This window comes from Nonomuraea basaltis, from assembly GCF_005893125.1.
GTDB classification, from domain to species: Bacteria; Actinomycetota; Actinomycetes; order Streptosporangiales; family Streptosporangiaceae; genus Nonomuraea; species Nonomuraea basaltis.
Map to the genome: position 1 here is coordinate 1 of NZ_VCJS01000228.1, position 19,932 is coordinate 19,932.

Below are 19,932 nucleotides of genomic sequence, written 5' to 3' on the forward strand. Positions count from 1 at the left end.
GGCGGGTGGCCGACCGGGCGGCGCTCGACCGGGCCGACCTGATCGTCGACGGCCTCGTCGGGATCGGGGCGACGGGGGCGCTGCGGGAGCCCTACCGGGAGCTCGTCGAGGAGGCGAACGCCGCCCACGGGCGGATCGTCGCGGTGGACGTGCCGAGCGGGGTGGACGCGAGCAGCGGGCAGGTGCAGGGCACGGCCGTGCGCGCCCGGGTGACCGTGACCATGGGGGCCTACAAGACGGGGCTGCTCGTCGATCCAGGAGCCGCGTGCGCGGGCGCCGTCGAGCTGGTGGACATCGGGCTCGGGTCGTACCTGCCTGATCCGGACGTGGCCGCGCTCACCGATGGCGACGTGGACCTCCTGCTGCCGCGTCCGGCCAAGGAATCGGACAAATACCGCAGAGGCGTGCTGGGTGTCGCGGCCGGGAGCGAGCTCTACACCGGCGCGGCCGTGCTCGCCGTGGGCGGGGCGCTGCGGGCCGGGGCGGGCATGGTCAGGTACGCCGGGCCGGCCGCCCCCGTGGCGCAGGTGCGCGCGCACTGGCCGGAGGCGGTGATCACCCAGCTGGAGAGGCCGTCGATCGATGACGTCGGGCGGGTGCAGGCATGGGTGCTCGGGCCGGGGCTCGGCACCGGCGACTGGGCGCACGAGGTGGCGGCCAGGGTGCTGGAATCCCAGGTGCCGGTGCTGATCGACGCCGACGGGCTGACGGTGGTGGCCCGGGAGCGCTCGCTGCTGTTCCGTACCGCGCCGGTGCTGATCACGCCGCACGCCGGGGAGCTGGCCCGGCTGATCCGCGCCGACCGCGACGACATCGAGGCCGGCAGGCTGGAACACGCCCGCCGGGCGGCGGCCGAGCTGGGCGTGACCGTGCTGCTCAAGGGCTCGACCACGGTGGTGGCCGAGGATTCCAGGCCGGTACGCGTCAACGGCACCGGCACGTCCTGGCTGGCCACCGGCGGCACCGGCGACGTGCTGTCGGGCGTGGCGGGCGCGCTGCTCGCCCAGGGGCTGAGCTGCTACGACGCCGCGTCCTGCGGCGCCTACCTGCACGGGCTGGCCGGTCGGCTGGCCGCCGACGGAGCCCCGCTGGCGGCGGCGGACGTCGCCACGGCGATCCCGGCGGCCATCCGGGCCGTGACGGCCGACAACGCGTGACCTGACCGCGCGGGGCCCTGCGACGCCCGCCTCCGTTGGGGGTGGGCGGGGGCCGGAAACAATGGCCGTACGCGTCTCGAGGGGTGGAAAAGCGCGCTCGACCACGTTCCTGAGCTGCCACACTAGAAGGATGTACTCCCCGATGGCCACCCCCGCGCAGGCTCGGGTGGATCTGGCAGCGATCAGGCACAACGTGGCCCTGCTCAAGGAGCGGGCCGGCGGTGCCGAGCTGATGGGCGCCGTCAAGGCCGACGCGTACGGGCACGGCCTGGTCCCGTGCTCCGAGGCCGTGCTTGAGGGGGGCGCGACCCGGCTCGGCACCGCGTTCATCAGGGAGGCGCTCGCGCTGCGCGAGGGCGGCGTGACCGCGCCGATCCTGTCGTGGCTGATCACCCCGGACGAGCCGATCGACGCGGCGCTGGAGCAGGGCGTCGAGTTGTCGGCCGCCGACGAGCGGCTGCTCGGCGAGATCGCCGCCGCCGCGCGGCGCACGGGCCGCACCGCGAAGCTGCACCTGGAGGCCGACACCGGCATGAGCAGGGGCGGCTGTCCGCTCGCCGCCTGGCCGGGGCTGCTGGCCAGAGCGCTGGAGCTACGGGCCGAGGGCGTCATCGAGATCATCGGTCTCTGGTCGCACTTCGCCTGCGCCGACATTCCCGGCCACCCGTCCATCGAGCAGCAGCTGGAGGCGTTCGAGACGGCGCTCAAGCTGGCCGAGCAGGCCGGCGCGGCCGGATCGCACGTGATCAGGCACATCGCCAACTCCGCCGCCACCGTGACGCTTCCCGGCGCCCGCTACGACCTGGTCAGGCCGGGCATCGCGATGTACGGCCTGAGCCCGATCCCCGAGCTCGGCGACTTCGGCCTCCGGCCCGCCATGACGCTCACGGCCCGGATCGGACTGGTCAAGCGGGTCCCGGAGGGCTCGGGGGTGTCCTACGCGCACCTTTACACCACCGACCGCGAGACCACGCTCGGCCTCGTCCCGCTCGGCTACGCCGACGGCATTCTCCGGCACGCCACGGGACGGGCCGAGGTGCTCGCGGGCGGGCGGCGCAGGTTGGTCGCCGGCCGGGTGTGCATGGACCAGTTCATGATCGACATGGGGGACGACCCGCTGGCCGCAGGCGACGAGGTCGTGCTGTTCGGGCCAGGTGACGGGGGCGAGCCGACCGTTCAGGAGTGGGCGGATACTCTCGGCACGATCACGCATGAGATCGTGACCAGGATCGGCTCGCGAGTGCCGCGGATCCACGAGCACAAGGGCTCCAGGTGACGAAGGGCACTTCGCAGCGGGCATGACCGGAGAAGGATCGGGGAGATGACGACCACAACTCGGCGCAGGGTAGGGATCGCCGGCGCGCTCGTCGGCGCGGCTTCCGCCGGTGTCGCGGCGGCGGCGCTGGCCAAGCGCTACGCGGTCGGCCGGATCAGGCTGCGCCCCGACACCGAGGCCAGCGAGCCGTTCGGCGAGCTGCGGGGCAGGGAGCGCACGCTCGTCACCTCCGACGGGGTGGCGCTGCACGTCGAGGTCGACGGTCCCGAAGACGCGCCGCTGACGATCGTGCTCTGCCACGGCTACTGCCTCAGCCTGGAGTCCTGGCACTACCAGCGCAAGGACCTGCGCGAGAACTATCGCGTGGTCGTGTGGGACCAGCGCTCGCACGGCCGCTCGCAGCGCGCGCGCCCCGACGACAGCACGATCGACCGGCTGGGCGAGGACCTCGCCGAGGTGATCGAGGAGTTCGTGCCGGGACCGTGCGTGCTGGTCGGCCACTCCATGGGCGGCATGACGATCATGGCGCTCGCCGACCGCCACCCCGGCCTGTTCGGCGACAAGATCCGCGCCGTGGCGCTCATCGCGACCTCGGCGGGCAAGCTGGCCGAGCTCACGCTGGGCCTGCCCGCGATGGTGTCCAAGGCCGTGCACAAGGTCGCCCCCTCCACGATCTCGATGCTGGGCAAGCGGGGCGCGCTGGTCGACAGGACCCGCCACGCGGGCAGCGACATCGCCTTCCTGATGACCCGCTACATGGGCTTCGGCGACTCCAAGAACGTCAGCCCGACCGTGGTCGACTTCGCCGAGTCGATGATCAGGGCGACGCCGACCGAGGTGTTCGCCGACTTCTACCCCGCGCTGATGAACCACGACAAGCTGTCCGCGCTGCACGTGCTCGACCCGGTGCCCACCGCGATCGTGGTCGGCGACCGTGACTGGCTGACCCCGCCCGACCACAGCAAGGCCATGGCGGCCGCGCTGCCCAAGGCCCAGCTCACCGAGCTCCCCGACACCTCGCACCTGCTCCAGCTGGAGCGTCCCGGCATGATCAACGACGCGCTGCGCGACCTGATCAAGAGGGTGGAGGAGTAGTGCGGGCCGCGACCGCCGAGGACATGCGCGCGTACGGCGCCCGCCTGGCCGCGCTCCTGTGCGCCGGCGACCTCGTCGTCCTGTCCGGGCCGCTCGGCGCGGGCAAGACCACGCTCGTGCAGGGCATCGCCGAAGGACTCAAGGTACGCGGCCCCATCACCTCGCCTACTTTCGTGATCGCCAGGGTGCACCCGTCGCTGCGCCAGGGCCCGCCGCTCGTCCACGCCGACGCCTACCGGCTCGGCGGCGACCTGGAGGTGGACGATCTCGACCTGGACGCCTCGCTGGAGGAGTCCGTCACCGTCGTCGAGTGGGGCGAGGGCCTGGTCGAGGGCCTGGCCGAGGACCGGCTGGAGGTCCACATCGACCGTGAGGCAGGCGACGACGCCAGGATCGTGACCGCGCGTGGTGTCGGCCCGCGATGGGCCGACACGCCGATTGATCGGCTAGAAGACTAAAACGCAGGTCAATTCCCGGCAAAGCTGACACCCTTGACGTACCGGGCCAAAGATGTAAATCATGATCGTTGGTCAGGGATTCGCCCAGATTTTCTGGGTATCAGGAGGGGCGACATCCATATTTCGGGTGGATGCTTGTGGCAAGACGGCAAAGTGGGGTGCGGCCGGTGCTCAGGGTCAGGCGAGTCGCGTACGCGGGAGCCATCGTCATGGTCGGTTTGACCGGCTGCACAGCCTCGGCCGAGGCCGATCCCACAACTACACCGACACCCACCGCCACCGGCACCGGGACCGCCACGGCCAGTCCGACCGGCACCGCCACCACGACGGCGACCACGACGGCGACCACGAGCCCGACCGCCACCAGGCCCACCATCCAGGTCCAGCTCAATCCCGACCGCGTCACCGCGGGTGAGACCTCGACGGTGTGGATCCTGGCCAACTGCCCCGTCCCGACCGGCGGCCCCGTGCACACCGGCACGGCCACGTCCAGGGCGTTCGTCAGCGGCGCCGTGCTCAACCCGGTCCCCGCGGGCACGAGCTCACCCAGCCCGACCGGCGCCGCCGCCAACGGCTCGCCCTGGGTACGCGGCTCGGCGCAGGTCTCCGGAACGGTCCGGCGCGCCTCCTACCCGGTCAACGTCAAGTGCGACGGCACCAACGACACGGGCTCGGCCACGCTCAGGGTCGTCGCGGCCGAGGCGCTGCCGACCACCGTGCCGACCAAGGCGCCCAGGGCCGGCGGCGGCGGCACGTACGCGCAGGACGTCGACGACGAGTCCTCGATCCCGCTCGGCCCGGCGGGCGTGCTGATCGGATTGGCGCTGGCCGCGGGAATCGGCATAGCGGTCAAGCGTCGCAACCGGGCGTAGGCGATGGCCCGCCCAGGACGGGTGGTGCTCGCGGGGGCCGTGACGGGACTGCTGCTGGTCGCGTTCGGCAAGGGCATGCAGGAGAACGCCTCCACCCCGGTCGCGAACGTCGTACCCAAGAGCATCGACATCCCCTCCATCGACGTCGAGGCCCCGCTGATGAAGCTCGGCCTGGAGAAGAACGGCGACGTCCAATTGCCGCCGTATGAGAAGCCCAAGGTGGCGGGCTGGTACACCGGCAGCGCGGTGCCCGGCGAGAAGGGCGCCTCGGTGATCATCGGCCACGTCGACACCAAGACGGCGCCCGCCGTGTTCTACAAGCTCAGGCAGTTACGCAAGGGCCAGATCGTGAAGGTCGAGCGCAGCGACGGCAAGGTCGTGGAGTTCAAGGTCGACGCGATCGAGCAGGTGCACAAGGACAGCTTCCCGACCAGGCGCGTGTACGTCGAGGACGGGCTCAAGCTGGTGACCTGCGGCGGCAAGTTCGACTTTGCCAAGGGCGAATACGTGGACAACGTGATCGTCTACGCTTCCCGGGTATGAGCCTTCCACCTGCGGCGGGGACCCGAGTGCCCTGGCACGACGTGCATCCGGCCGTGCGCGCGGCGGTCGAGGAGTTCCTCGGTGGGCGTGTGGCCGAGGCCAGCACGCAGCCGGGCGGATTCTCCCCGGCGGCCGCGGTGCGGCTGCGTACCGAAGGGGGCAGGCGCGCCTTCGTCAAGGCCGTCGGCCCCGAGCCGAACCCCGACACCCCGCGCATCTACCGGTCCGAGCTCAAGATCGCCACGGCTCTGCCCGCGTCCGTGCCCGCGCCCCGGCTGCTGACCGGCTTCGAGCTGGAGGGCTGGGTGGTGCTGGTCTTCGAGGACATCGAGGCGGTCCACCCAGAGCTGCCGTGGCGGCGCGACCAGCTCGACCGGGTGCTGGAGGCCGTCCGGACGATGTCGGCGGCGCTCACCCCCGCTCCGATCGACGCGCCGCCGATCAGCGAGATCTTCGGGCCGGCGTTCGACGGCTGGCGCAGGCTGTTGAAGGAGGACACCGGCGGGCTCGACCCGTGGGCGCTGCGCCACCTCGGCGAGCTGGCCGAGCTGGAGTCCGGATGGGCCGCGGCCGCGGCGGGCGACAGCCTGGTCCACGCCGACCTGCGGGCCGACAACATCCTGCTCACCGACGACCGCGTCTACGTCGTGGACTGGCCGTGGGCCTGCGAGGGAGTGCCGTCGCCTGGAGGAGCGGCGGGAGCGTAGCGACCAGAGCGGGGGAAGGCGGCGGCGTATGGCGACCGAGCCGCCGAACGGAGTGAGGCCATGAACACGCCAGGGCGCCCCCTGGTTCGATCTGGTGGGCCTGTTGCCGTCGGTGGGCATGCAGGGCGGGCCGCCGCCGCATGAGCTGCTCACCGACCCGGATCCGGCGGTGACCGCGGTCGTCGCCGCCGTGGCGGGATATTTCGTGCGGCAGGGCCGGCAGCCCGACCCGCCGGGGATTCCCACGGTGAGGGAGTTTCAGCGGGCCCAGGGCGTGGTCGCGCTCGACTGGCTGCGGCGGCGTACAGGCTGGGCCTGACGATACGGCCGGGCGGGACGCGCGCTGCAGGTAGGCTAAACAGTCGTGCTGGTCCTGGCCTTTGATACCGCGACGCCCGCCGTCACCGCAGCGCTCCACGACGGGGAGCGGGTGCTCGCCGAGTCGACGACGATCGACGCCCGGCGCCACGGCGAGCTCCTCGTGCCCACCATCGAGCTGGTGCTGGGCGAGGCGCGCGCAGCGCTGCGCGACGTGACGGCCATCGTGGCGGGCAGCGGTCCCGGGCCCTACACCGGGCTGCGCGTCGGGCTGATGACCGCGCAGGGGCTCGCCACCACGCTGGGCGTGCCCGCGTACGGCATCTGCACCCTCGACGCGGTCGCCTACGGCAGCGGGCTCGCCGAGCCGTTCCTGGTGGCCACCGACGCGCGCCGCAAAGAAGTGTTCTGGGCGCGCTACGCGGATATGCGCACCAGGCTCGACGGCCCCTTCGTTGACCGGCCCGCGGAGGTGCCGGCGGAGGAGCTGCCGGTCGTGGGAGCGGGCGCCGACCTCTACCGCGAGATCTTCGGACCGCGGGGCGGCGACGTGCCGCCCTATCCCTACGCCGGAGCCCTGGCCGCCCTCGCGGCCGAGCGGCTCGCGGAGGGCACCCCGCTCGACCCGCCACGCCCGATCTACCTGCGCCGGCCCGACGCCGTGGTGCCAGGTGCGCCGAAGAAGGTGCGCGCGCCGGGCGAGTCCAAGAGGATGACGGCGTGAGGCTCAGGAAGATGACCGCGGCCGACCTGCCGACGGTCATGGCGATCGAGCGGGCCACGTTCCCGCTCGACGCGTGGAGCGAGGGCATGATGCGCGACGAGCTGGCCGACATGCCGCGCACCCGCCACTACGTGGTGGCGCTGGTCGACGACGAGATCGTGGCGTACGCCGGGCTCGCCGCCGCGGCCGACCAGGCCGACGTGCAGACGATCGCGGTGCTGGAGCAGCACCGGGGCACCGGCATCGGCGGCGCGATGCTGACCGAGCTGCTGGCCGAGGCGGGGCGCAGGGGAGCGCGGGAGATCTTCCTGGAGGTACGCGCCGACAACCCCCGAGCGCAGGCCGTCTACCGGCACTTCGAGTTCGAGGAGATCGGCACCCGCCGCCGCTACTACGACGACGGCACCGACGCGATCATGATGAGAAGGAAGCTGGATGGCTGACGAACCCCTGGTCCTGGGCATCGAGACGTCCTGCGATGAGACCGGCATCGGCATCGTCAGGGGCCACACGCTGCTTGCCAACACGATCGCCTCCAGCATGGACGAGCACGCCAGGTTCGGCGGCGTGGTGCCCGAGGTCGCCTCCCGCGCCCACCTGGAGGCCATGACGCCCACCGTGGAGGCCGCGCTGGCCGAGGCCGGGCTCAAGTTCTCCGACATCGACGCCATCGCCGTCACGGCCGGTCCGGGGCTGGCGGGCGCGCTGCTGGTGGGGGTGGCGGCGGCCAAGTCCTACGCGCTCGGGCTCGGCGTTCCCCTCTACGGTGTCAACCACCTGGCCGCCCACGTCGCCGTCGACCAGCTGGAGCACGGGCCGCTGCCCAAGCCGTGCATCGCCATGCTGGTCTCCGGCGGCCACTCGTCGCTGCTGCTCGTGCCCGACGTGTCCGCGGACGTGATCTCGCTCGGCTCCACGGTGGACGACGCGGCGGGGGAGGCGTTCGACAAGGTGGCTCGGGTGCTGGGGCTGCCGTTCCCCGGCGGGCCGCACATCGACCGGGCCGCCCGCGAGGGCTCCGGCACGTCGATCGCCTTCCCGCGCGGCAAGATCGACGACGGCACGCTCGACTTCTCCTTCTCCGGGCTCAAGACGGCCGTGGCGCGCTGGGTCGAGGCCCGCGAGGCGTCGGGGCAGTCCATCCACGTGCCCGACGTGGCCGCCTCCTTCCAGGAGGCCGTGGTCGATGTGCTGACCCGCAAAGCACTACAGGCGTGCCGGAAGTACGGCGTGGACGACCTGCTGATCGGCGGCGGCGTGGCGGCCAACTCCCGGCTGCGGGCGCTGGCACAGGAGCGGTGTGACGCGGCCGGCGTACGGCTGCGGGTGCCCCGTCCTGGGCTGTGCACCGACAATGGCGCCATGGTCGCCGCTCTGGGCTCCGACCTGGTCGCCGCCGGGATCGCGCCCTCGTCGCTGGAGATCCCCGCCGACTCCTCGCTGCCGATCACCACGGTCCACGTCTGAGCCCGCGCCCCATCACGGAGGTGCGCAGGCGCACTCGGGGCCGCGAGCACCGAGACCAGGACCCAGCAGCCGGACGCTCACGATCTCGCGAACGTGACGGCCCAGGGATCACTCCTTGGTCCTGCTGGGGCGCAGCAGCGCCTCGGCCAGGGCCAGCATGGTCTCCTCGAGGGCGCTGAGGCGCTTGGTCAGGTCGGTGGCCGCGGGCTCCACGATGCCGGTGACGGTCTGGGCGAGCTCGTCGCGGTCGGGGCGGGACTTGACGAGGTCGGTCAGCGCGTCGGCGGCGGCCGCCAGGCGCTCGGCCTGCTCGCCGGCCTGTGACCGGATCAGCTCGGGAGTGGCCAGGGCGGCCGGGAGCTCGCCCACGCGCTGGTTGACGGCCTCGATGCGGTCGTCCACGGACTCCAGGTGCTCGCTGGCCTGCTCGGCGCGGGTGGCCAGGCCGTTCATGTGGGTGTCGAGGCCGTTGAAGCGGGTGTCGAGGCCGCCGAGGTGGCCGTCGATCGTGTCGAAGCGGCCGCTCAGGTGCTCCTCGGCCTCGCCCAGCCGCTCGTCGATGGCGTCCATCTGGCTGTCGAGCTTGTTGAAGCGGCCCTCGTGGCGGGTGGTGCTCTCGCTGAGGTGCTGGTCGGTGGCGGCCACGCGCTCGTCGAGCGTGGTGAAGCGGGCGTCGATGCGTACGTCGAGCGCGTCGAAACGGTCGTCGTGCCTGTTCAGGTGGCCGTCCACGGTGCCCAGCCGCTTGTCCACCGCGCCGAGCTGACCGTCCATGGTCGTGAGCCGCTTGTCGACGCCGCCCACCCTGCCGTCGAGGCCGTCGAGCCTGGTGTCGATGTCGGACAGGCACTCGTCGGCGGACTCCAGGCGGCCGTCGAAGCCGGTGAGCCGGGAGTCGAGGCCCAGGAGCCTGCCCTCGACCCGGTCCAGCCTGGAGTCCACGCCGCCGAGCCTGGCCGTCAGGCGCTGCTCGCTCTCGCCGAGCTGCACGGCCAGGTGCTGGTCGGCCTCGTCGAGGCGGGTGGCGAGGCGCTGCTCGACGTCGGCCAGGCGCCCGGTGAGCCGCTGTTCGGCGGCGTCCGCCTTGACCGCCAGCTGCTCAGCCGGCCCGGCCAGCCGGTCGTTGATGCCCTCCGACAGGTCGCCGACCACGGCCTCCACACGGTCGGTACGGGTGGCCAGCTCGGCCACCGACTTGTCGAGCCTGGTGAAGCGGCTGGCGGCGACCTCCATGCTGGAATTGAGGCCGGCCAGGATCGTGGCGAAATCGGACATGCCCTTGGTGATGCCATCGGTGGTTTCGAGCACGGACTGCAGGCGCCTGAGCGCTTCGTCCACGTTCTCGCCCACCGCGCCCATGTCGGCCCACAGGCTGGGCAGCTCGGAGACCGGGGTGACGCGGGCGTCCACGTGGGCGACCCGCTCCCCCACGGCGTCGACGTGGTCGCGTACCGCCTCCACGTGCTGAGCCAGGCCCTCCGCCCACATCGGCGGCCTGGCGGTGATGTCCTCCAGCCGCCCGTTGACCGACTCCAGGGTGCCGCTGAGACCGCCCAGCTCACGCTCGCGCACCTCGCGCAGCAGCCACTCCATGCCCTCCAGCCGCTGCCGGATCTCGTCGAGCACGGCCCCCTGCGTACGTTGCTCATAGACGTGGTCCTGGGCGGCGCGATTGAGGATCTCTCGCATCCTCTCGGAGATGGGCGAGTGGCCTCCTGCGTGAAGAAGGGTCGTGTGGTTGGAATTGTCCACCGAAAGGCTCCTTCGCTCGCCGACGGTCTGCCGCGCAGCGGTGGGGTGGGGTCCGGTTTGCAGATGAAAGAGCGAGAACGCGGGTCACCGCATTGGGGGGAGAACTCGCGCCCGCCCACAATAGCCTTTCGACCAAGATCCGTCAGGGGTGAATGGGAAGATCGTGGTTAACGGAAGAATGCTCGATTCTAGCCTGTTCAGGCAGGTGGGGTGGTGTCGCAGATGAGGGCCGATGGTTTATCCATAATCCGGGTCAAGATAACTACTGCCGACTTTTTTCCGTTAAGTCGCAGGTCTGTCCGGAGGCGCTCGATGTCGACGGCGGACGCGCGCTTTTTGATGGTGACATTTCCGATTTGCCGCTCGCGGAGCGCCGCGCGCAGCCTTTTCAGTGAGAACGGCATGACGTCGTTCACTTCGTATCTGGCGGCCCATGGGGTGTCCACCGGCTCGTCACCCGCGATGTAGGCGATCAGCGGATCGGGGAGGCGGCCGCCGACCAGTTCGGCGACCTCGCCCACGAGGTGCGCGCGGATCGCGGCGCCGTCGGGCTCGTAGACGTATCGGCCCATCGCTCCCACGCGGGCCGTCACGCCGGTGGCGGTCAGGGTGTGGCCGCCGGGGAGCAGGGTGGCGCGGCGCGTCGCCCGGCCCCCGGTCCAGAGAGTGGCCTCCTTGACCTCGCCCTTGTACGAGACCCACTCGGCCTCGGCGGCCGCGGGGATGAACTCGTACGGGATCCCGGGCGCCACCTTGAGGCAGGCCCGCTCGGCCCTGGAGACCAGGTCGAGCACCACGGGCCAGGGCGGTGAGTAGGCCAGCGGGTCGAACGTCCGGCCCCGGCTCGTGCGCCGCGCCGGGTCCGCGAACAGCACGTCGTAGTCCTCCGGCCGGACCTCGGCCGCGTCCGCCACGGCCACCGTCACCCGGCCGGCCAGCCCGAGCGCCTCGGCGTTGGCCCTGGCCACGGCGACGGTCAGCGGGTCGATGTCCACGGCCGTCACGGTGCATCCGGCGCGGGCCAGCGCCAGGAAGTCGCCGCCGATGCCGCAGCAGGCGTCCACGACCGTGGCCCCGCCCAGGCGGCGGGCGCGGTGCTCGGCGACCTCGGTGCGCGTGGACTGCTCCAGGCCGTGGGGCGTGAAGTACATCCGCCCGGCATCCTCGCCGAACTTGGCCTTGGCGCGTTCCCGTAGCCCGGCCTGCGTCAGGGCGGCAGAGGTGAGTGCGGCGTCGTACGTCTTGCGCAGCGTGGTGGCGGCGGCGACCGGGTCCGCGCCGGTGAGCTCTCCGGCCTCGGCGAGCGCCCGCTGCCCGCGCGGGGTCAGCAGCTCTTCGAAGGCATCGAGGTCCACGTCACCCGACGCTATCGCGCCCGCGGGACGATGGCGCCGATGAGGACAGCGCGGCGAACCCGATTGCGCTTGTGGCGTACTGGGACCAGGTGGAGCGGCTGATCCTCGACGGCGGCTCCGTGGTGCGGCCGGGTGTCTCGCACGGGTGCGGCACCGGCCAGGCCCTTGGCCGGCGGCCTTTCCGCTCCGGCATCGTCGCCCACCTCGTGGAGAGCTCCTGCGTCCGGTGACGCCTGATCGCTCTGAGCAGACGCGTTCGTGTTGACTGTCAAGCCCCGCTTGCATATGTTTCCTGTTGGCACTCTCCCCTTGAGAGTGCCAACGTGCGACGAGGCAGGTCTGACACCCGCGACGGCAGGCCCCGCTGGTCGCCTCTTCTAGATCATTCAAATCTGAAGGGGAGGTCCGATCGTGACGACCGCCACCAAGGTTCCCGTTAAGCCGCTCGGCGACCGCATTGTGGTTCAGCCGCTTGAGGCCGAGCAGACGACCGCTTCCGGCCTGGTCATCCCAGACACCGCCAAGGAGAAGCCGCAAGAGGGCAGGGTCCTCGCGGTGGGCCCGGGCAACTGGGACGAGGACGGAGACAAGCGGATTCCGCTCGACGTCTCGGAGGGCGACATCGTCCTCTACAGCAAGTACGGCGGTACCGAGGTCAAGTACGGCGGCGAGGAGTACCTCGTGCTCTCCGCCCGCGACGTTCTCGCAATCATCGAGAAGTAAGCCGCATGTGTCGAGCCCCGGGCGCTCTTGAGGGCGGCCGGGGCTTTCGACGCTAGGAGAGGACTTTCAGCAATGGCGAAGATCCTGGAGTTCAACGAGGACGCCCGCCGCGCACTTGAGCGCGGCGTGAACGCCCTCGCGGACGCCGTGAAGGTAACCCTCGGCCCGCGTGGCCGCAACGTCGTCATCGACAAGAAGTTCGGTGCGCCGACGATCACGAACGACGGTGTGACCATCGCTCGTGAGATCGAGCTGGAGGAGCGCTACGAGAACCTCGGCGCCCAGCTCGCCAAGGAAGTGGCGACCAAGACCAACGACATCGCGGGTGACGGCACCACCACCGCGACCGTCCTGGCCCAGGCCATGGTCCGCGAGGGCCTGCGCAACGTGGCCGCCGGCGCCTCGCCGCTGTCGCTCAAGCGCGGCATCGACAAGGCCGCCAAGGAGATCAGCGACAAGCTGCTCGCCAGCGCCCGCCCGGTCGAGGACAAGAAGGAGATCGCAAACGTCGCCACGATCTCCGCTCAGGACGCGCAGATCGGCGACCTGATCGCCGAGGCGTTCGACAAGGTGGGCAAGGACGGTGTGCTCACCGTCGAAGAGTCCAATGCCATGGGCATGGAGCTCGAGTTCACCGAGGGCATGCAGTTCGACAAGGGCTACCTGTCGGCCTACATGGTGACCGACCCCGAGCGGATGGAGTCCGTCCTCGAGGACGCTTACATCCTGCTCACCCAGGGCAAGGTCTCCTCCATCGCGGACTTCCTGCCGCTGCTGGAGCAGATCGCGCAGACGAAGAAGCCGCTGCTCGTGGTCGCCGAGGACGTCGAGGGCGAGGCCCTGGCCGTCCTGGTCACCAACAAGATCCGCGGCACCTTCACCTCCGTGGCCGTCAAGGCCCCGGGCTTCGGCGACCGCCGCAAGGCGATGCTGCAGGACATGGCCATCCTCACCGGCGGCCAGGTCGTCAGTGAGGAGATCGGCCTCAAGCTGGAGCACGTCGGCCTTGAGGTGCTCGGCACCGCCCGACGCATCGTCGTCACCAAGGACGCCACGACCATCGTCGACGGCGCCGGCGACCCGCAGGCCATCGAGGACCGGGTCAAGGAGATCAAGATTGCCATCGAGCAGTCCGACTCCGACTGGGACCGCGAGAAGCTGCAGGAGCGCCTGGCCAAGCTCGCCGGCGGTGTGTGCGTGCTGCGTGTCGGTGCCGCCACCGAGGTGGAGCTGAAGGAGAAGAAGCACCGCCTCGAGGACGCGATCTCCGCGACGCGCGCCGCGATCGAGGAGGGCATCGTCTCCGGTGGTGGCTCCGCGCTGATCCACGTCTCCAAGGAGCTCGACAACCTCGGCCTGTCGGGCGACGAGGCCACGGGCGTCGGCGTGGTCCGGCGTGCGCTGGTCGAGCCGGCCCGCTGGATCGCCGAGAACGCCGGTCTCGAGGGCTACGTGGTGACCCACAAGATCGCCGAGCTGTCCGCCGGCCACGGCCTCAACGCCGCGACCGGTGAATACGGCGACCTGCTCGCTCAGGGCGTCATCGACCCGGTGAAGGTCACGCGGTCGGCCGTGCAGAACGCGGCCTCGATCGCGGGCATGCTGCTCACCACCGAGGTGCTCGTGGTGGACAAGCCCGAGGAGGAGGCCCAGGCCGGTGGCCAGGGCCACGGTCACGGCCACGGCCACTGACCCGTCCACTCCTGTCACGGCTCGCACCTCGCTGCATGGGGTGCGAGCCGTACGGCGTTCTGGTGCAGGCGATGGCGCTCTCCCAGAACCAGTTCCAGCGGATCTCGTCACGGAAGCGGGCCGCACCCGCCTCGCACAGGACGCCGTGTCGCCGCTCCGCGGTTCAAGTGCCTGAGAGGCGCTCGGCCAGGAACTGTCGCTCGGCCTCGTTCCTGGTCAACTCCATGGCCTGGCGGTAGGCGGCCGCGGCCTCGTCGGTGCGGTCCAGCCGCCGCAGCAGGTCCGCCTTGATCGCCGGCAGGTACTGGTATCCCGCGAGCCGGCCGTCCCTTTCCAGGTCCTCGACCTCCGCCAGCGCCCGCGCGGGACCGGAGACGCGGGCCACCGCCACCGTGCGGTTCAACGCCACCACGGGTGACGGCCACACCGCCAGTAGCTCGTCGTACATGGTCACGATCTGCGGCCAGTCCGTCTGCTCAAAGGTCCGCGCCTCGGCGTACAGCGAGGCGATCGCGGCCTGCAGCACGTAGCGGCCCGGTCGCCCGCCGCGCAGGCCGTCCACGATCAGGTCGTGCGCCTCGGCGATGGCCGCCCGGTCCCACCGCGATCGATCCTGCTCCTCCAGCCGCAACAGCCTGCCGCGGGCGTCGATCCTGGTGGCCCGCCGGGCGTCGGTGACCAGGAGCAGCGCGAGCAGCCCCCACACCTCCCGCTCGTCGGGCATCAGCTCCCGCAGCATCCGGGCCAGGTGCAGGGCCTGGTCCATCAGGTCCGTACGCATCAGCGACACGCCCGATGGCGCGGTGTGCCCGGCGGTGAACAACAGATGGATCACACCGAGCACCGCGCCCAGCCGATCCGGCAGTTCAGCCGCTCCGGGCACCCGGTACGGGATCCGGGCGACCGAGATCTTCTTCTTCGCCCGCGTCAGGCGGGCGGCCATCGTCGGCTCCGACACCAGGAACGCCCTGGCGATGTCCCCGGTCGGCACCCCGCATATCAGCCGCAGCGTGAGCGCCAGCTGCGCCTCCTCGGCCAGCGCCGGATGGCAGCACATGAAGATCAGCCGCAGCCGCTCGTCCGGCACGACGTCCTCGGGATCCTCCATCGGTATCATCTCGTCCGCCCTTTCCTCGGGCTCCACCAGCAACGGCAGCTTCGAGCGGAACGCCCGCTCACGCCGTATCGCGTCCATTGCGCGGCGCTTGGCCGCGGTGGTGAGCCAGGCCGCCGGGTTGTCCGGGATCCCGTCGCGCGCCCAGCTCACGAGCGCCGCGGCGTACGCCTCCTGCACGCACTCCTCGGCCAGGTCCAGGTCACGTGAGACGCGCACCGTCGCGGCGATCACCAAGGCCCACCCGCGACGGTGCGCGTCCACGACCGCCGTCTCGACGCCGGTCATGCGTCGGCGGCCCCCTGGACGAAGCCGCTCGCGACGGGACGTACCTCGACGCCGCCGCCGAGCTGGGTGATGGGGTTGCGCCGGGCGATGTCGAGGGCGACGTCGAGGTCGGGCGCCTCGATCACGTAGACGCCGGCGACGACCTCCTTGGCATCGAGGAACGGCCCGTCCGTCACGACATCGCCGCGGATCGAGGTCGCCGTGGTGCTGGGTTGCAGCGCGAACGCCGCCAGCATGGTGCCGCCGAGCGCCGGCACGTCCTGGCCGTGCTGGTGATGCGCCTCGCGCTGCTCCGGCGTCAGGTCATCGGCATCCGCGGGGGTTTTCGCGTACAGCAGGATCGCGTACTGGGCCATGGGCTTCTCCAATTCGGGTAGCGGATTGACGCCTTACACCCTTACGTCGAACGGCCGGCTCGGAATCGACAGGACTCATCCAAATTAGGGGGACGGCGGCCAACTTGGTGTGGAGCCGTACGCTGGTCGCGAATCCACCTGGGGAGGCAGCGGAGGATGCAGTACCGGCGGGCGGTGGAGAGGCTGCGGCTTCTCGCCGAGGCGTGCGAGCAGACCAAACGCGTGCCGGTGGAGGAGCCGTTCCTGCGCGAGGCGTACGTCTTCGGCGACCTGCTGGACGGAGCCGATCCCCTTGACGCCATTGAGGCCGTCTTCGTGCTGAACCTGCCGCCGGAGGAGGTGACCTGGGGATCTCACCCGCCCGGCACCGCGTGGCTGGTCGACTTCCTGGAACTGGACAAGGGCGGAGTCGCTTACTGGTGGCGCTCCCACCAGGATCCGGTGTGGAACCACTTCATTCGCCGCCCGGTCCGGTTCTGGTCGCTGGACGGGCCTGAGAAGACGGTGCTCGACGCGCTGGCCGAGCGTCGCTTCGACCTGCTGCGCCGGGTGGCGCCTGACGCTGAGGAGGGGCCCGCCCACGTCGCGGGTGAACTCCAGGCGGCTCTGGACCACTTGCGTGCCGTACACGGCTCGTACTGGGATCGCCGGTGGCGGCGGGAGCATCGCGGGGGCGGCCGGTATCCCGAGCATCACCTGTGGGAGGCCGTTCAGGGGTACTTGGACCTGCTCGACGCACGCGACGAGTGAGGGGCCCTGGATTCGCATTCGCCGCGTGACGCAGAGGGCCGATCGACGGCCGTGGATGGGTCTTGAACGGGGCCGCGCCAGGGCGTAGCGTGACTCTATGACCAGATTTCACATCTAGTCAGGAGGTGGGCGAGTGCTGGAGAGGGCAGACCGGATTCTCGACGCGGCGGGCGAGCTGATCATCCGGCACGGATATCGGAAGGTCACCGTCGACGACATCGCGGCCCGGGCCGGTGTCGGTAAGGGCACCATCTACCTGCACTGGCGCACCAAGGACGAGCTCTTCGAGGCGGTCTTGCTCCGTGAGTCCATCGAGCTCGTGGAGGAGTTCGCCGCGATGTTGCGCCGGGATCCGGCACAGGTGCAGCCGCATCGCTTCGCGCGTGCGTCCTTTCTTGCCACGAGCCGCAGGCCGCTCCTCCGGGCACTGTTCACCACGGACCTCGAGCTGCTCGGCAAGCTGAGCCAGCACCAGTTGCGCAGCCACGACCTGCTCGCCGCCGACCGCTTCTACCAGGTGGCCGATCGGTTCGCGCTGCTCAGGACCGACGTGCCCAACCGGCCGTACGCGATGAGCGCCGCGCAGACCGGCTTCTACCTTCTCAGCGGTCTTGAGAGCGCGGGCTCGGAGCTGGAAGACGAAGCCAGGGCCGACTCGCTCGCCTTCACCGTACGGCACGCCTTCGAGCCGGCCGAGGAGCCTTCCGCTGAGGTGCTCGCCGAGGCGGCCGCCGAATACATCTCGATTTTCGAGGAACTGATCCCGCCCTACAGAAAGTGGATCTACGACTAAGGAGAGGCGATGGCCCACATCGTCGAGCGGTACAACATTCCCAAGCAGCACTTCTGGCTGCACGGGCCCCGATCGGGCCCGCCGGTCGAGTTCGACGCCGGCGCCGGAATGTGGAACGTCTACGGCTACCCCGAACTGCAGGAAGTCCTCGGCGACCCTGCGACGTTCTCCTCCGACACCATGCGCGTGATCCCCAAGGGCCTGATGCCTGAGTTCGAGGAATTCTCGATGGAGGGCTTCATCACCCAGATCGACCCTCCCGAGCACGGCAAGCTGCGCAAGCTGGTCAGCAGCGCCTTCACCCGGAAGGTCGTCGCGGATCTCGAGCCGAGGATCGCCGCCCTCACCCACGAGCTGCTCGACGCAGCACAAGATCGCGGCCGGTTCGAACTCGTGACCGATCTGGCCTACCCGCTCCCGGTCATCGTCATCGCCGAACTGCTGGGGGTGCCCAGCAGCGATCGCGCCCTGTTCAAACAGTGGGCCGACGCACTGTTCCAGCGCGACGCCAAGATCTCACTCGCCGAGCCCGTCGAGAACCAGAACGTGGACATGCAGGCCACGCTGAAATCGTGGAAGGAGATGTCCGGCTATCTCGCCGGCCACGCCGCGGAGCGCAGACGACAGCCACGCGCCGACCTGCTCACCAAGCTGGTCGAGGCCGAGGTGGACGGCGAACGCCTGCCCGACGACCAGGTGGTCAACTTCGCGATCGTCCTCCTGCTCGCCGGACACATCACCACGACGATGCTGCTCGGCAACACGGTGCTCTGCCTGGACGCCTTCCCCGAGCAGCAGGACAAGGTACGGGCCGACCGCGCCTCGATCCCGGCCGCCATCGAGGAATCCCTGCGCCTGTTCACCCCGTTCGCCGCCCTCGGCCGCTCCACCACCCGCGAAGTCGAGCTCGGCGGCGTGACGATACCGGCCGATCAACTGCTCATGGCCTGGCTGGGGTCGGCCAACAGAGATCCTCGGCAGTTCCCCGCCCCCGACGTCTTCGACCCCGGTCGCGACCCCAATCCGCATCTCGCCTTCGGCCGCGGCATCCACTTCTGCCTGGGCGCCCCCTTGGCCCGGCTGGAAGGACGGGTCGCGCTGAACATCCTGCTCGACCGCCTCAACCCCCTGCGCACCGACCCGGACGACCCCGTGGACTTCATGCCCACGCCGACCATGACAGGAGTACGCCGCCTCCCGTTGATCTAGCCACCACGCCGATCGCGACCATGAGGCCCGGCCCGCCGGATCGCGCCGCTCTTGATCGCCGGCAGGTCGGCCTCCCCGGCTTACACACCGAACGGGTTGTCGATGACGTACCGCCAGCAGCCGTCCGCCCCGCGGCGGGCGACGTCGGTGGCGGTGCCCTCGATGTGCACGGGCCGACCGTCGCGGTCGGTGCCGTCGATCACCCAGTCCACGATCAGCAACGCGAGGTCGCCGGTGGTGTAGACGTGCCGCGGCCGCACGGTGATCGGTAGCCCGAGGGCCACGAATCGGCCGTTGGCGGCGCGGGCTTCCGCCCCGGTCAGCGCGGAGCCCGGCTCGGGTACGAACACCGCGCCGCTCTCGTACACCTCCATCACCGCAGCCAGATCGCCGCTGTTGAACCGCTGGGCGAATACCATGGGGACGTTTTCGGGACGTTCGGCGAGTTGCATCGACACATGTCCTTCCAGAAAGCGCTGAGACGCGGCAAACGCTAGGAGGCGCCCTCGTGACTCACCAAACGGTTGGTCACCCGGCCCAGCTGGGTCTGCCCGACGACCCTCGCGCGACCGTCACCGAGCCCTCCCCGTCCTGCCCGGTCGAGATCGCCCTCGACGCCCTGCGCGGCCGCTGGACCACCTTGGTCATCCGTGAGCTGTTGCACGGTGAGCGCTCCTTCACCGACCTCCGCCAGGCGCTGCCCGCGTTGTCGGACAAGGTCCTGTCCGATCGGCTGGCCCACCTCACCGAGGTCGGTGTCCTCGACCGTCACCGCCAGCCCGGCTGGCCGCCCCGTACGCACTACAGGCTCACCCCTCACGGACACCGCCTCGGCCCGGTCCTCCAAGCGCTCTGGGACTGGGGCGCCGGGCGGTAGCGGTCACCGTCTATCGGTCGAGTAGACCTGGCGCCAGTGCTCGGCCGAGCGGACGAGGTCGTCGCCGGTGTGGGCGAGGAACTGGCTCATGTTCTCCAGCCGTACGCCGGCGGGTGTGGTGAGGCCAAGGGTCCGGGCACTTTGCCGGGCGCCCCATTGCACGTCCACGCCGCGGGGTAGCAGGTCGCGGGCGCCGGCCAGCCGATCTTTCAGGGGGACGGGGCCGGGAGTGAGAAGCATGTCGTGGATCTCGCCGTACGCGGCCGCCAGCCATCCGACCGCCCTATCGACGTCGTCGAAGCTGGCCGCGATCCGGGCTTGGCCAGCCAGTCGCCGGTCCGCATCGGCGGCAGCGCGGACGTTCGGAGCTTTGGGCCGGGGCTGGGTCTGTCTCCTATACACATCT

General features: G+C 70.7%; 23 protein-coding genes and 1 pseudogene. 18 read left to right on the forward strand and 6 right to left on the reverse strand.

Features of this window, described 5'->3' with window-relative positions; genetic code table 11:
• The 11 genes from EJK15_RS55960 to tsaD all read left to right on the forward strand — a co-directional run.
• The coding region (locus EJK15_RS55960) for an NAD(P)H-hydrate dehydratase (RefSeq protein ID WP_138718607.1) at positions 1 to 1,157 on the forward strand (1,157 nt) is incomplete at its 5' end.
• A 142-nt stretch (positions 1,158 to 1,299) separates the two neighbouring features.
• Positions 1,300 to 2,433 (forward strand): alanine racemase, encoded by a 1,134-nt coding sequence (alr, locus tag EJK15_RS55965; RefSeq protein WP_138718623.1) that lies wholly within the window; start codon positions 1,300 to 1,302, stop codon positions 2,431 to 2,433.
• A gap of 45 nt (positions 2,434 to 2,478) precedes the next feature.
• The gene (locus tag EJK15_RS55970) at positions 2,479 to 3,528 is read left to right on the forward strand and encodes an alpha/beta fold hydrolase (protein ID WP_138718608.1); all 1,050 of its coding nucleotides are present in this window, start codon (positions 2,479 to 2,481) and stop codon (positions 3,526 to 3,528) included.
• A 23-nt stretch (positions 3,529 to 3,551) separates the two neighbouring features.
• The gene (tsaE, locus tag EJK15_RS55975) at positions 3,552 to 3,986 is read left to right on the forward strand and encodes a tRNA (adenosine(37)-N6)-threonylcarbamoyltransferase complex ATPase subunit type 1 TsaE (RefSeq protein WP_240777831.1); all 435 of its coding nucleotides are present in this window, start codon (positions 3,552 to 3,554) and stop codon (positions 3,984 to 3,986) included.
• A 167-nt stretch (positions 3,987 to 4,153) separates the two neighbouring features.
• Positions 4,154 to 4,858 (forward strand): hypothetical protein, encoded by a 705-nt coding sequence (locus EJK15_RS55980; protein ID WP_138718610.1) that lies wholly within the window; start codon positions 4,154 to 4,156, stop codon positions 4,856 to 4,858.
• Between the two features lie 3 nt (positions 4,859 to 4,861).
• Positions 4,862 to 5,401, forward strand: coding sequence for a class F sortase (locus tag EJK15_RS55985; RefSeq protein WP_171075128.1), 540 nt, complete (start codon positions 4,862 to 4,864; stop codon positions 5,399 to 5,401).
• On the forward strand, positions 5,398 to 6,108 hold the full coding sequence (locus EJK15_RS55990; protein ID WP_206061755.1) for a phosphotransferase: 711 nt from the start codon (positions 5,398 to 5,400) through the stop codon (positions 6,106 to 6,108). The genes EJK15_RS55985 and EJK15_RS55990 overlap by 4 nt, the downstream gene beginning before the upstream one ends.
• A 94-nt stretch (positions 6,109 to 6,202) precedes the next feature.
• Positions 6,203 to 6,427 carry a hypothetical protein gene (locus tag EJK15_RS73635; RefSeq protein ID WP_206061757.1) on the forward strand — a complete coding sequence of 75 codons (225 nt, stop codon included), beginning with the start codon at positions 6,203 to 6,205 and terminating at the stop codon, positions 6,425 to 6,427.
• 45 nt (positions 6,428 to 6,472) lie between these two features.
• Positions 6,473 to 7,150 (forward strand): tRNA (adenosine(37)-N6)-threonylcarbamoyltransferase complex dimerization subunit type 1 TsaB, encoded by a 678-nt coding sequence (gene tsaB, locus EJK15_RS55995; protein WP_138718611.1) that lies wholly within the window; start codon positions 6,473 to 6,475, stop codon positions 7,148 to 7,150.
• An 11-nt stretch (positions 7,151 to 7,161) separates the two neighbouring features.
• Positions 7,162 to 7,593 carry a ribosomal protein S18-alanine N-acetyltransferase gene (rimI, locus tag EJK15_RS56000; RefSeq protein WP_138718625.1) on the forward strand — a complete coding sequence of 144 codons (432 nt, stop codon included), beginning with the start codon at positions 7,162 to 7,164 and terminating at the stop codon, positions 7,591 to 7,593.
• On the forward strand, positions 7,586 to 8,617 hold the full coding sequence (gene tsaD, locus EJK15_RS56005; protein ID WP_138718612.1) for a tRNA (adenosine(37)-N6)-threonylcarbamoyltransferase complex transferase subunit TsaD: 1,032 nt from the start codon (positions 7,586 to 7,588) through the stop codon (positions 8,615 to 8,617). Before rimI ends, tsaD begins: the two co-directional genes overlap by 8 nt.
• 108 nt (positions 8,618 to 8,725) lie before the next feature.
• Here the strand turns inward: tsaD and EJK15_RS56010 are convergent, their stop codons facing one another.
• Positions 8,726 to 10,306, reverse strand: a complete 1,581-nt coding sequence (locus tag EJK15_RS56010) for a hypothetical protein (RefSeq protein ID WP_138718613.1) — start codon at positions 10,304 to 10,306, stop codon at positions 8,726 to 8,728.
• Between the two features lie 260 nt (positions 10,307 to 10,566).
• Entirely contained in the window at positions 10,567 to 11,724 is a 1,158-nt protein-coding gene (locus EJK15_RS56015; RefSeq protein ID WP_138718614.1) for a class I SAM-dependent methyltransferase, read from the reverse strand.
• A 71-nt stretch (positions 11,725 to 11,795) separates the two neighbouring features.
• Between EJK15_RS56015 and EJK15_RS71795 the strand changes: the two genes are divergently transcribed.
• The 3 genes from EJK15_RS71795 (at position 11,796) to groL (ending at position 14,139) form a co-directional block, all read left to right on the forward strand.
• The gene (locus tag EJK15_RS71795; RefSeq protein ID WP_171075129.1) at positions 11,796 to 11,954 is read left to right on the forward strand and encodes a hypothetical protein; all 159 of its coding nucleotides are present in this window, start codon (positions 11,796 to 11,798) and stop codon (positions 11,952 to 11,954) included.
• Positions 11,955 to 12,135: 181 nt separating this feature from the next.
• A complete protein-coding gene (gene groES / locus EJK15_RS56020; protein WP_113700125.1) occupies positions 12,136 to 12,447 on the forward strand; it encodes a co-chaperone GroES in 312 nt (103 codons plus the stop codon).
• Positions 12,448 to 12,519: 72 nt separating this feature from the next.
• A complete protein-coding gene (gene groL / locus EJK15_RS56025; RefSeq protein WP_138718615.1) occupies positions 12,520 to 14,139 on the forward strand; it encodes a chaperonin GroEL in 1,620 nt (539 codons plus the stop codon).
• Between the two features lie 163 nt (positions 14,140 to 14,302).
• Here groL and EJK15_RS56030 read toward each other — a convergent pair whose 3' ends face one another.
• Together EJK15_RS56030 and EJK15_RS56035 are read right to left on the reverse strand one after the other, a co-directional pair.
• Positions 14,303 to 15,541, reverse strand: coding sequence for an RNA polymerase sigma factor (locus tag EJK15_RS56030; protein ID WP_138718616.1), 1,239 nt, complete (start codon positions 15,539 to 15,541; stop codon positions 14,303 to 14,305).
• Positions 15,538 to 15,897: a YciI family protein gene (locus EJK15_RS56035; RefSeq protein WP_138718617.1), complete on the reverse strand. Its 360-nt coding sequence runs from the start codon at positions 15,895 to 15,897 to the stop codon at positions 15,538 to 15,540. Before EJK15_RS56035 ends, EJK15_RS56030 begins: the two co-directional genes overlap by 4 nt.
• 156 nt (positions 15,898 to 16,053) lie before the next feature.
• Between EJK15_RS56035 and EJK15_RS56040 the strand changes: the two genes are divergently transcribed.
• The 3 genes from EJK15_RS56040 (at position 16,054) to EJK15_RS56050 (ending at position 18,649) form a co-directional block, all read left to right on the forward strand.
• Positions 16,054 to 16,647: a DUF7711 family protein gene (locus EJK15_RS56040; RefSeq protein ID WP_138718618.1), complete on the forward strand. Its 594-nt coding sequence runs from the start codon at positions 16,054 to 16,056 to the stop codon at positions 16,645 to 16,647.
• Positions 16,648 to 16,780: 133 nt separating this feature from the next.
• Positions 16,781 to 17,440, forward strand: a complete 660-nt coding sequence (locus EJK15_RS56045) for a TetR/AcrR family transcriptional regulator (RefSeq protein ID WP_138718619.1) — start codon at positions 16,781 to 16,783, stop codon at positions 17,438 to 17,440.
• Positions 17,441 to 17,449: 9 nt separating this feature from the next.
• Positions 17,450 to 18,649, forward strand: a complete 1,200-nt coding sequence (locus EJK15_RS56050) for a cytochrome P450 (RefSeq protein WP_138718620.1) — start codon at positions 17,450 to 17,452, stop codon at positions 18,647 to 18,649.
• A gap of 80 nt (positions 18,650 to 18,729) precedes the next feature.
• Here the strand turns inward: EJK15_RS56050 and EJK15_RS56055 are convergent, their stop codons facing one another.
• The gene (locus EJK15_RS56055; protein WP_138718621.1) at positions 18,730 to 19,101 is read right to left on the reverse strand and encodes a YybH family protein; all 372 of its coding nucleotides are present in this window, start codon (positions 19,099 to 19,101) and stop codon (positions 18,730 to 18,732) included.
• 56 nt (positions 19,102 to 19,157) lie between these two features.
• Here EJK15_RS56055 and EJK15_RS56060 point away from each other — a divergent pair, with 56 nt between their 5' ends.
• A complete protein-coding gene (locus EJK15_RS56060; protein WP_138718622.1) occupies positions 19,158 to 19,526 on the forward strand; it encodes a winged helix-turn-helix transcriptional regulator in 369 nt (122 codons plus the stop codon).
• A 3-nt stretch (positions 19,527 to 19,529) separates the two neighbouring features.
• Here EJK15_RS56060 and EJK15_RS71800 read toward each other — a convergent pair.
• Positions 19,530 to 19,932: pseudogene (locus EJK15_RS71800) on the reverse strand (hypothetical protein); the annotation flags it as partial.